4 protein-coding genes are annotated in these 12,571 nt (G+C 63.3%); 3 read left to right on the top strand and 1 reads right to left on the bottom strand.

The window, feature by feature from the left end; genetic code table 11:
- Positions 1-8: 8 nt before the first annotated feature.
- Entirely contained in the window at positions 9-1,451 is a 1,443-nt protein-coding gene (argG, locus tag WDU96_RS01635) for an argininosuccinate synthase (RefSeq protein WP_337336738.1), read from the bottom strand.
- A gap of 106 nt (positions 1,452-1,557) precedes the next feature.
- Between argG and WDU96_RS01640 the strand changes: the two genes are divergently transcribed.
- The 3 genes from WDU96_RS01640 (at position 1,558) to WDU96_RS01650 (ending at position 12,560) form a co-directional block, all read left to right on the top strand.
- On the top strand, positions 1,558-9,990 hold the full coding sequence (locus tag WDU96_RS01640; protein ID WP_337336739.1) for a DUF5979 domain-containing protein: 8,433 nt from the start codon (positions 1,558-1,560) through the stop codon (positions 9,988-9,990).
- Between the two features lie 78 nt (positions 9,991-10,068).
- Positions 10,069-11,355: an adenylosuccinate synthase gene (locus WDU96_RS01645; protein WP_337336740.1), complete on the top strand. Its 1,287-nt coding sequence runs from the start codon at positions 10,069-10,071 to the stop codon at positions 11,353-11,355.
- The gene (locus WDU96_RS01650) at positions 11,355-12,560 is read left to right on the top strand and encodes a lactonase family protein (RefSeq protein WP_337336741.1); all 1,206 of its coding nucleotides are present in this window, start codon (positions 11,355-11,357) and stop codon (positions 12,558-12,560) included. The genes WDU96_RS01645 and WDU96_RS01650 overlap by 1 nt, the downstream gene beginning before the upstream one ends.
- Positions 12,561-12,571 lie beyond the last annotated feature (11 nt).

The following is a 12,571-nucleotide window of genomic DNA, read 5'->3' on the forward strand; positions in this document are numbered from 1 at the left end:
GAGAGTCTTCAGTCGGTGCCGAAATCGAACGCCGAACCCTCGGATGCTTCATCGACAGCGTCAGCGAGTTCTTCGCGCTCGGCGCTCAGCGGCGTCGCGTGTTCGGTGATCTCGCTCGCCGCGCCAGCGGTCACACGGCCAACGAGCTCGCCTGTCGGCCCGCCGATGAGCCCCGCCGAGGCGTAGTACTCAAGCCGAGCCCGTGAGTCAGCGATGTCGAGGTTGCGCATTGTCAGCTGTCCAATGCGGTCGGTGGGTCCGAAAGCGGCGTCGCCGACCCGCTCCATGGAGAGCTTCTCTGGGGAGTACGACATGCCGGCCGCCACCGTGTCGAGGATCGTGTAATCCTCGGCGCGACGCAGACGCAGCGTCACCGTGCCGCTGATCGTCGACCCCACCCACTTCTGAATGGACTCGCGCAACATGAGCGACTGTGGCTCAAGCCACCGGCCCTCGTACATCAGACGACCGAGACGACGGCCCTGCTCGTGATAGGTAGCGAGAGTGTCTTCGTTCAGGATGCTGTTCACGAGGCGTTCGTACGCGATGAAGAGCAGAGCCATGCCCGGCGCTTCATAGATGCCGCGCGACTTGGCCTCGATGATGCGGTTCTCAATCTGGTCGCTCATGCCGAGCCCGTGACGCCCGCCGATGCGGTTCGCTTCGAATACCAGCGCAACGGGGTCGGCGAATTCCTGACCGTTGAGCGCAACCGGACGGCCACCGTCGAACGTGATGCTGACGTCTTCGGTTTCGATTTCGACGCTCGGATCCCAGAACTTCACGCCCATGATCGGCTGCACTGTTTCGAGCGAGACGTTGAGGTGCTCGAGCGTCTTGGCTTCGTGGGTGGCTCCCCAGATATTGGCGTCGGTGGAGTAGGCCTTCTCAGCTGAATCGCGATACGGGAAGCCACGCTCAACCAGCCACTCGCTCATCTCTTGACGGCCGCCGAGTTCAGTGACGAAATCGGCGTCGAGCCACGGCTTGTAGATGCGCAGCGCGGGGTTTGCCAGCAGGCCGTACCGGTAGAAGCGTTCGATGTCGTTGCCCTTGTACGTAGAGCCGTCACCCCAGATGTCGACGCCATCGTCTTTCATTGCCCGTACCAGCAAGGTGCCGGTTACAGCGCGACCGAGCGGCGTGGTGTTGAAGTAGGTGCGGCCGCCAGAGCGGATGTGAAACGCGCCACATGCGAGCGCGCCGAAGCCTTCTTCGACCAGCGCCGTCTTGCAGTCGACCAGGCGGGACACCTCAGCGCCGTACTCGAGGGCGCGATCAGGGATTGCCGCAATGTCGTCTTCGTCGGGCTGCCCGAGGTCGCCGGTATAGGTGCAGGGGACAGCACCCTTCTCGCGCATCCACGCGACCGCTACGGAGGTGTCGAGGCCTCCAGAAAAGGCGATGCCGACGCGTTCGCCGACCGGGAGGGACTGAAGGACCTTGGACATGCAGTTAAGACTATCTTCCACAACCGGCTTATCTTCTCGGCGGCATCGTCGGTATCGTGTCGTGCGTGCGTATTCACCTCGTGGGAAACCAAAAATGATGCGACAGATGCGACAGATGCGAGCGCGAATAATCGCGTGCGTCGCCACGATCGCGGTCGTGCTGAGCGGAGCTGTCGTTGCCGCCCCTGCTGCCTTTGCGGCAGACGGCGACGTCGAGATCACCAAAACCGCGAGCGTCTCTGAGGTCGCACCGGGTCAGACGTTCAGCTACACCATTGTGGTGTCGTGCACTTCGATCACGACCGGCTGCAACGACGCCGTGCTCACCGACTCGGTGCCGGCCGAACTCATCGTCAACAGCGTCGCCATCGGCGCGGGACTCAGCGGCTCGTCTTCGGTCGACGGTCAAGACGTCGAGGTCGACTTCGACATGCCCACCGCGTCTGGCGGCACGGGACTGCCTGGTGGAACGACCGGGATCGTCACGATCAGCGTCACCGCCCGCGATCCGCTTCCCTATGAACTCAACGGCACCACGCTGACCAACACCGCGGTGACCGATGCGTCGACCCAGACCTCGGGTCCGCTTGACTCTTCTGCTGACGTGACGCTCGTCGTGCCGCTCGACCTCGCCGTCGATACCGCCAAGGTGCTCGATCCGCCGAGCGCAGTGGCGACCCCGGGGCTGCCCGTCACGGCGACGGTGTCGGCGACCAATAGCTCCAACGCGAACGTCGATACCGTGACGCTCACCGACCCGGTCGACCCGACAGCCGCCGACAACCCCTTCGACACCCTTCCGTTCACCGGCATAGGTGCGGTGACGTACCCCGACGGCGCTGAGACCGCCCAGGTGCTGGTCTGGGATGACACCACCGGCTCGTGGGTTGCCGGAGCGGTCGTCACCGCACCGGCGCAGCCGACCGCGCCCGACGACGTCGACCCAGCCGACGTCAAGGGAGTGCAGATCGTGTTCACCAGCACGGTCGATCCTGGTATCGCTGCAGGATCGACCGGCTCTGTCGAGATCGGGATGCAGCATCCCGACGACGTGCAGAGCTTGCCGACGTCGATGGTGACCAACACCGTCGACGGCACCATCGATCTTGCCGGCAATACATCCAGTGACGATGCTTCGGCGACGCACGAAGTCGTTGCCGAAGATATCGACATCGCGGCAGCGAAGGTCTTCGACCCCAACGCGGTCGCTGCCGGCGAAGCGAGCACAGCGACCATCACCGCGGGCAACGACAGCGACTTCGCCCTGACCGACATGACGATCACTGAGCCCGCGCTCGGTGAGGGGGGCGACCCCTATGCCGATGGCTTCAACGCGTCGATGGCCTTCGGCGGGTTCACCGAAGGCATCGAATACCCGCAGGGTGCTACCGGCGCGACGATCACGTATTACTACGATGACGGCACATCCGAAGGGCCGTCATCGTTCCCCAGCGGATCCACCCCGGATCCGAGCGGCACGGTCGTGCGGTTCGAGATCACCTTCACGGGAGACATCGAGCCCGGAGCCACTACCGATATCCCCTTCGAGGTCGACACCGATCCTGATCAGGAGGGATATCCGGCCTCGCTTACCAACGTAGCGACGGTCGACGGCACCGGTCCTGCCGGTGGCAACGTCGCGGCGGACGCCGATGACGATCTTCTCGTCTACGAGAAGCACCTCGAGACGATCCTGGACAAGTCGATCTATCCGTCTGAGATTCTCGATCGACCGGGCGAATGGGTACTGATCACCCTGACCGGACAGCTGAGTCCGTTCCCCGGGTCGACGACAGACGCCACCGAGATCATCGTGCAAGAACCCCAGACAGTGCCCTATGACGTCAACGGGACATTCTGGGACACCTTCGATGCGACCGAGATCACGAACACGGCGGTGCCGCCGAACACCACCATGACGATCAACTACTGGAACGGCACCGAGTGGGTTCCCCTGCTCGACGCGTCGGGTCAGCCGGTATCGGTAGAGGGTCCGGTCGACGACTTCACGATGGACATCACTCCGGAACAGCAGGCGCAGATCGAAGGGCTGCAGTTCGTCTACACCGCCGATGACGGGTCGTCATTTCCGCCCGGCACGACAGTCGCGCCCCACTTCACTGCCGAGATTCGAGACAGTGAACGTGACCCGTCGACGCTGACCGAAGCTCCCGTGACGATCGAGAACTGCGGCACGAGCTCGGCTGGCGGCTCTGACGGCTTGACGTCGGCGTTGGCAGCGACGTCGTCGGACTGTGATGACGTCGATCTCGATCCGTGGAACCCCGAAGAGGGCCCGGACGTACTCGAGAAGGACATCACCCCCAACACCGTCGTCGCGCGCTCGCAGGCCAACGTCCGCGCCCACCTCTACTGGTCAACCGGTGGTCTGAGCGGTATCGAGCAGATGGTCATCCAGGATGAAGCAGACCCTGCCTCGCTCGCGGGCGACGATGACGCCGACGCCGCAGCGCTCGCCGAGTCGTTCTACGATGCGTTCGACCTCATCAGCATCGATCCCATCACCGCCGACGACGATCCCTACCTGCAGTACGACCAGATCGCCGCGATCGAAATCTGGGATGGTGAATCGTGGCAGCCGATCACGGGTGACCCCTGCCCGTGCGACGGTTCTTTCGAGGGGCTGACCCTCAACGGGGCAGATCGCAGTGCGGCACTCGGCGTGCGCGTGATCTTCGAAGAAGGCAGCGGTCGGATGGATTCCACCGACCCCACTGCGCCGCCGGTCGGCAGCGGAGTAACGCGCTCGAGCGGCAATGACCGCGAGGTCTCTTTGCACTTCCGGCTGCGTGACGAGCGTCGCTCAGACGGGGAGCCCGTGATGGGATATCTCGATTACAACGTCGACGACGGCGACGACGCGATCGGCACAGTGCTCGATGTCGCGAACGCGAGCGGCACCGACGCCGAAGGTGACGTCGTCGTCGACTCCGACGATTCCGACACGATCGCAATCCTCGACGTGCCGCTGAACGTCGACCTCACCAAGACCTGGTCGAACAGCCCGTTCGGTCTTCCGATCGAGGGGAGTACACAGGCGCAGTATCCGACAGGTCGCGTGACCCTCGATGTCGTGAACTCGACCGCCACGAAGGTCGACCAGCTGACCATCCAAGATCCGATGCCTGGAGCATCTGAGACCCCGTTCGAGTACTTCGACCTGCTCACCTTTCGCCAGATCGACAATCCCGCCGGCTCAGACGCGTCGCTCACGACCGTCACCTTGGCGCGTGATGAAGACGGTGACGGCGTCGCCGATACGTCGTCGGTGCTCGACCGTGACGAAGCTCTCGCACTGGATGCTGCAACGCTGGCGAATGTCGTCGGGGTGACGGTCGACTTCTTCGGCCGCATCGACTCCGACGCTCATGGCGTTGTCGTCATGGACCTGCGCCTTCGCACCGAAACCCGTGCGACTGACGTGGTGCTGGATTCAACGACCGACCCGGTTCCTGATCCGCTCACCAATGTCGCCCTGGCGACCGTCAGCGACGCTGGAGGTGGAGTCGACGGACAGAACGTGACCGAGGCTGAGGCCGATGCCACTGTCGAGTTCGACCAGCTGAGCCTCGAAGTCGCAGGCGAGAAGGTGTTCACTCCAGACGCCCAGACCGAGCCCGACAACGACCCCGTGACGATGACGCTCTCGGTGCAGCCGCAGGGCTCCGCGCGAACTGGTGCTACGCGCATCGTCGACCGAGATGACACGTTCTGGAACGCGTTCGACTATGTCGGTATCGATCAGTCGGTTACCTTCACCGAGCCCATCAACCGCGTGCGGATGGACGTTCTGCGCGATGTGACGTACACCGATGTCGCCGGCGAGTTGATCACGACAGGCGGAACCTGGACCAACGGCGTCGCCCAGACCGAGGCGGAGTTTCTTGCAGACCCGTTGCCCGCCGGGCTTGACGCCGCCGATGTCAGGGGCGTGAGGTTCACGTTCTTCCAGCTGAACGATGACGGCGAGTTCGCGCAGTGGGAGAACCCCACTGATCCTCGCCAAGATGTGCCGGTGATCGTCGAACGTCGTTCACAGTTGCGCTCCGGGGGCGAGGTGCCCACAGACCGAAGCGATCTCGACCCGGCGCCGGGCGAAGCAGCGCCAGGTGAGTTCACCAACGACATCGACGTCTATGCCTGCGCGATTCTCGATACCGTCTGCGAGTCTGAGGACCCCGATAACCCGAATCTCGTGCACGCCGAAGCATCCGACACCATCTATTACGAGCACCTGCCGAGCTCGGTGACGATCGAGAAGTCCCCCGTCGAGGGAAGCCAGGTGCTGCCCGGTGCGGTCATTCCGTACACAATCTCGGTGACCAATGACGGCGAATTGCCAATCGAGAACCCCGTGATCACCGACACCCCCGATGCTGGGCTGCTCGAGTTGAACCCGGATGCCGGTGCCGACGGTCCCTATAGCTATTCCTTGACGGGCACAGCGCAGGATTCGACCGGTCTGCCGATGCCGGTCGACACCGCCGATGTCGCTGTCACTGTGGTGGACAACGTGTATACCTTCCGGTTTCCAGACGGGACCAATCTTGAAGTCGGTGAGACCTACACGATCACTATCGACATGGTGACGGTCCCCGGCGTGGCGGCAAACACTGTGATCAACAACAGTGCCGACGTTTCGGGCGACCGCATCTTCGACGAATGCAACGGCTCGGGGCCCGACACCGATACGTGCAGCACCGACACCGAGGTGCAGGTGCTGTCTGCCGGCGCGGCGCGCTCTGGCAAACTCGTGCGCGTGCTCGATCCCGAGCTCGGCCAGTTCACCTCCCCATCAGGCGAGGACTGCGGACCTGTATCGTCCGATGTGCTCGACCCTGGTGCAGAGGGCTTCTACACCGCCACGTGTGTGCCGATTTCGAAGCCCGGTGGAGTCGTGGAATGGAGAATGGCGATCGCGAACACGGGAAACATCCCGATGGATCGCGTGATGCTGGTGGATCGCATTCCCACTCCCGGTGATACCGGCGCGATCAGTTCGATAGAACGCGACAGCCAGTGGACGCCCATCTTCGTTCCCGGCAGCATCGAGATCGTCAACCGTACGCCGCTGTCGTGGAGCTACCGGGTGTCGACGGGAGACGTATGCACCGATGACCTCGCGACGACGTCAACGGGCGCCTGCGCAGTCGGTGACTGGGTCGACGTAAGCGAGGTAGCGGATCCGGCGACGATCACCGGTATCGAAGTGGTGATGGACTTGTCAGACGACCCGCTCGAGCCAGGTGAAGTAGTGCTGGTCGATGGCCGCACCTACACGCCGGCAGTGTCTGAGACCGCGGGCACGAACACGATCGCGTGGAACACGGTTGCGACCGGTGCGCACCTCACGCTTGAGCAGAGCAGCGGATCGCAGGACATGGTTCCCGTCGAAGGCACGAAGACGGGTGTGGCTCTGGCTACCGGCGACCTCGAGGTGCTCAAGACCGTGAGCGGGCCAGGAGCATCGTTCGCCCCCGACCCATTGACGGTGACTCTGCAGTGCGTCTCGGCGGCGGGGACGCCCGTCGAGGCCGAGCTTGATCCGATCGTGTTGCAGCTCAGCCCAGGCGAGCCTCAGACGGTCGAGAATCTGCCGTATGGCGCAGAGTGCGAGATCGTCGAGGGCGACAATGGTCAGGTCTCGTCGTCGGGAACCGGCGGCGTCGTTGCCGGGCCGGACAATTCCGAGCAAGTCGGACAGGCGACCCTCGACAACTTCTACGATCTAGCCGGCCTTGAGATCTTCAAGTCCGTCGAATCCGATGCGGTCGACCAGGACGCCAACCCGATCGACTACGGACCGTTCAGCGTCGCAGTCACCTGCACTTTCAACGGGCAGACCGTGCTGGCGGAGGGTTACGTGGTCAGCCCAATGCTCGTCTCGATCGATGTTGGTGATCCTGCCGCGCTCACCGGGTTGCCTGCGAACGCGAGCTGCTCGGTGGTTGAGACCGACACAGATGGGGCAGCAAGCACGACGACCACTGCCTCCAATGCCAACGGTGACGTGCCCTCGACCGGCGCTACTTCGACCACGATCACCCTTACTCCCGGCGAAGGCAACGCGGTGACGAACGAGGTTGCCTTCGAGAACGTCTTCGGCGACGGTTCGCTTGTTCTGAGCAAGGTTGTAGAACCGCTCGACTCGCCTTTCGCGGAGGGGCCGTACGTGTTGCAGGTCGACTGCACGCTCGACGGAGACACGACGTGGTCTGGCGAGGTCGTGCTCGGGCCCGACGCCGCGGATCCAGGGGTGCCCGCAACAGTGCAGATCGATCAGATCGCGGCTGGTTCGGAGTGCTCGATCGTGGAAACCGACGATGGCAACGCCACGTCGACGATCATCGAGTTCTCTCCGACCACGATCGTCGACGACGAGGCGGTTGATGTGGTGATCACCAATACATTCGCCGAGGGCAGCGCGACGGTGAAGAAGACCTTCGACGGCGATTCGAGTTGGGCCGACTCCTCCTACGAGGTCACAATCACGTGCATTGACATCGGCAGTGGGCAGTTGTTTGTGGACATTCCCGGTGGTGATGTGCGCACGCTGTCGGACTCGAACGCTTTCACCGCGACCTATGAGCGGCTTCCCGCCGGTGCCTACTGCATTCTCAGCGAGACAGACCCGGGCAATTCCGTCAGCAACGTGATCTATGACGACGTCACCGGAGAGCCGGTGAGCTTCTGGCAGGTGCAGGGCGAGGTTGAGCGATCCTTCACGGTCGTGAATACCTTCGAAGTTGGCAGTATCGCAGTCACCAAAGAGACATCTGGCGACGGTGCGGGGCTTTGGGACGACGCTGAGTTCACCGTTTCGCTGGCGTGTACCGCCGAGATCGATGGGGTGGTCGCAGATATCGATATTCCCGGTGGTCCGACTCGCACCTTCACCGTCGGCGAGACCGTGAGCTACGAGGCGCTGCCGCCCGGTGCCGAATGCGTCGTCACCGAAACCGACGACGGTGGAGCAACCGCGTCGAGCATCTCGCCGAACAACGGCGAGGTCGTTGTCGGGGGACCTGGGGCGCCGGTCGCCGTCACTGTAGACAACACCTTTGACCTCGGTGAGATCGTGGTGACCAAGACAGTATCGGGCGAGGCTGCCGAGTGGGCGACGCCGGCAAGCTTTACGGTCGAGCTTTCGTGCACATTCAATGGTGCGACGATTGTGATCCCAGGCGGAGCTTCTCGCGATCTCGCAGCGGCCACCGGCATGACCGCCACGTACCAAGATCTGCCCGACGGCGCAGCATGTGTGCTGGCTGAGACCGATCAAGCGAATGCCTCAGAAGTGACGTTCACGCCGGCCGACGGCGCCGTCATTGTCGAACCCGGCGCATCGGTGTCGATTGGTGTTGATAACCGCTACGACGTCGGCGGGATCGATGTGCGCAAGGTGATCATCGGTGAGGGCTCGGAATACGGCTCGCAGACGACGTTCTGGGTTCACCTTTCGTGCACCTGGGAGCTTCAGGGCGAGACCATCGAGATCGATGTTCCCGGAACAGCACTGCGTGCGCTGAATGCCGACAACGACTATCGCAACAGCTATCAAGGTCTGCCGAACGGAGCGGAGTGCTCGCTTACTGAAACCGATACCGGCGGGGCTGGCAGCGTGTTCATCCTCCCGCTGAGCGGTTCAGTCACGGTCGAAGAGAACACGTCGGTCGACATGTTCGTGGTCAACGTGTTCCGCTCCGGCGATCTCGTCATTCAAAAGGACGTCGTAGGAAGTGGCGCAGCAGATTTCGGGCAGGGTCCCTTCACTGTTCACGTGCGTTGCGTGATGACCACCGGCACCCTGCTGCCATTCGTGGTCTACGACGAAGAGATTATTCTCGGCGGCGATCAACCGCTTGAGGTGACGATCACGGGTATTCCGACCGGCTCAAGCTGTCACATCTCCGAGACGGATGCGGCAGGCGCCAACGAAAGCACGGTCGAGCCAAACCAGGTGATCATCGGTGGCCCGACAGACGACCCGGTGCGCGTTGTGGTCACCAACACCTTCTTGAGCGGCTCGGTCACCGTCGAAAAGCGGGTGAGCGGTGAGGGAGCTGACCAACGCGGAGAGGGCCCGTTCGAGGTGACCATGCAATGCATCGATCCGAGTGATGGAAGCATCGTGCCGAACATCGTGGGCGGCGCAGTCAGAACGCTCGACTCGAGCAACGACTACACCACCACCTACGAATCAATTCAGGCGGGCACCAGGTGTGGGCTCGTCGAGACCGACACGGGCGGAGCCGATTCGACGCAGCTGTACGATGCGGACGGCAACGTGATCCCACAGATCAGTCTCACGAGTGTCTCCGACAGTGCGGCAGCAGACGACGGCTATTTCGAGATCTATGGCGATGCCGCGCTGTCGTTCACACTCGAGAACACCTTCGAGCCGCCACTGCCGGCGACCGGCCTCGATTCTCGAGCGGTATCGATCGCGTCGTCGCTTGCCGTACTCGTGATCGGGATGGGCATTCTGCTGATCGTGCGACGCCGTCGCGAGGTCTGACCTCCGACGCTCTTAGGTCGAGACGGTGCGCCCCGGATAGGATGGGGTGTAACCGTCTCGACTACGGGGGGAAGACCTATGCCAGGCATTGTGATCGTCGGAGTGCAGTGGGGTGACGAGGGCAAGGGCAAGGCCACTGATCTTCTCGGTGACCGAACCGATTGGGTCGTCAAGTTCAACGGCGGCAACAACGCCGGCCACACGGTCGTCATTGGCGACAAAAAGTACGCGCTGCACCTGCTGCCGAGCGGCATTCTCTCGCCGGGAGTGAACGCGGTGATCGGCAACGGCGTGGTTGTCGACCCCGAAGTGCTGTTCGCCGAACTCGATGCACTGAAAGCCCGAGGACTCGACACTTCGCGACTGCGGGTGAGTGCCAACGCGCACCTCATCACGCAATACCACCGCACACTCGACCGTGTGACCGAGCGCTTCTTGGGCAAGCGTCAGATCGGCACCACCGGTCGAGGCATCGGCCCCGCCTACGCCGACAAGATCAACCGCGTCGGTATTCGGGTGCAAGACATCTTCGACGAGAACATCCTTCGCCAGAAGGTTGAAGGTGCGCTCGACCAGAAGAACCACCTGCTGGTGAAGCTCTTCAACCGCCGCGCCATTACCGCCGACGAAGTCGTCGACGAATTGCTGTCGTACGCACCCAGGCTCAAACCGATGGTGGCTGACACCGGACTGCTGCTCGACAACGCGCTCTCCAACGGAGATGTGGTCGTTTTCGAGGGTGGCCAGGCCACCATGCTCGACGTCGACCACGGCACCTACCCGTTCGTGACCTCATCTTCGGCGACCGCGGGTGGAGCATCCACCGGTTCGGGTGTCGGACCGAACCGTCTCGACCGCATTGTCGGCATCGTGAAGGCGTACACAACCCGCGTCGGATCGGGACCGTTCCCGACGGAACTCTTCGACGAAAACGGCGACTTCCTTCGTTCCCGCGGTTTCGAATTCGGCACGACCACGGGCCGCCCTCGTCGAGTCGGCTGGTACGACGCCCCGATCACGCGGTACGCGACCCGCATCAACGGCATCACCGACCTCGTGCTCACCAAGCTCGACATTCTGAGTGGGCTCGAGCAGATTCCCGTGTGTGTCGCCTACGACGTCGATGGCGAACGTTTCGACGAGGTGCCGGTCAATCAGTCCGACTTTCACCACGCGACGCCGATTCTCGAGTACCACCCCGGATGGCAGGGCGATATTTCGGGGGCGCGCACCTTCGAAGAACTTCCGATCGAGGCACAGAACTACGTGCTCGCACTCGAGGCCATGAGCGGCACCCGAATCTCGGTCATCGGGGTGGGGCCGGCTCGCGATGCAGTCATCGTGCGCCACGATCTCGTCGACTGATGGCGCGGTTCTGGCTCGGCGGCTATGCGGCTGGCGCTGGGGGCATCGCCTCGGGAATCAGCACGCTCGTGGCGGGCGATGTTGACTCAGAGTCAGCAGGCGGGCCGCTTTCTTTCGGCGGCGAGGTTGCGGCGGCATCAGGATCGCCATCGTGGATCAGCGCGCATCCCACTCTCGATGTCGTATATGCCGCCCTTGAAGGCGCGGGGTCCGTGCAGGCATATCGCCGCACCGGCGAGTTTTCCTTCGCGCCGCTCGGCACAGCGGTCGAGGCAGGGGAAAGCGTCTGTCACGTCGCCGTCGCGCCGAACGGGTTGTCGTTGATCGCCAGTTGCTGGAGTGATGGCCGGGTCGTTCGAATGAGCCTGGATGCCGCTGGTCGCCCATCGAGTCCGACTCTCGGTGCTCCTGCGGCAGACCCGTACGCGCTCAATGCGTCGCAGGAACCGCAGCCCGATCCCGGCGCCGACCTCGCGCAGGCGACTCGTGCGCTCCGCGCGGCAGCCGGATCTGAATTCTCGCATCTCATTCCCGATCACGATGGCCCCATCGACAATGTGCCCGGTGTCGAGCAGGTTCCGGCCGACGCCCCAGGGGTGGCAGCATCCCGACCGTCACGCACCCATCAGGCAGCGTTCGTGCGTGACGGCCTGATCGCGACCACAGATATGGGTCTTGACCTCGTCAGGTTCTGGCGCATGGTCGATTCGCAACTGCAGTTCGTGCAGCAGGTCGTGCTTCCGCTTGGCAGCGGCCCACGGCACATGGTGTGGCATCCGAGCGGGCATCTGTACGTTGTCGCAGAGCTCAGTTGCGAGATCTTCGCGCTCGCCCCCGACATCACGGGCAAGTGGCGACTCGTGGCGGGATCCCAGCTCGGCGCGGGAACCTTGCCCGGTGATACCGCCGCTGAACTTGCCCCATCTCGCGACGGCGAATTTCTCTACGCGGGCGTGCGCGGTAGCAATACCCTCGCGACAATCCGCGTGCGCGGTGCTGGCGATGCGCTGGCTCCGGTCGCGGTTGTTGAGGCGGGCGTGAACTGGCCCCGCCACCACGTGGTCGTGCGTGACACGCTGGTGGTCGCCGGTCAGTTCTCAAACGACATTGCTTCGCTCACCCTCGACACACGCACTGGCGTGCCTTCTGCGGTGCGACACCGGGTTGAAGCGCCGTCGCCGACCTGCCTGCTCGCTGCGCGGTAGCGCGCGGGCCG

The organism is Microbacterium marmarense (assembly GCF_037204165.1).
GTDB classification, from domain to species: Bacteria; Actinomycetota; Actinomycetes; order Actinomycetales; family Microbacteriaceae; genus Microbacterium; species Microbacterium marmarense.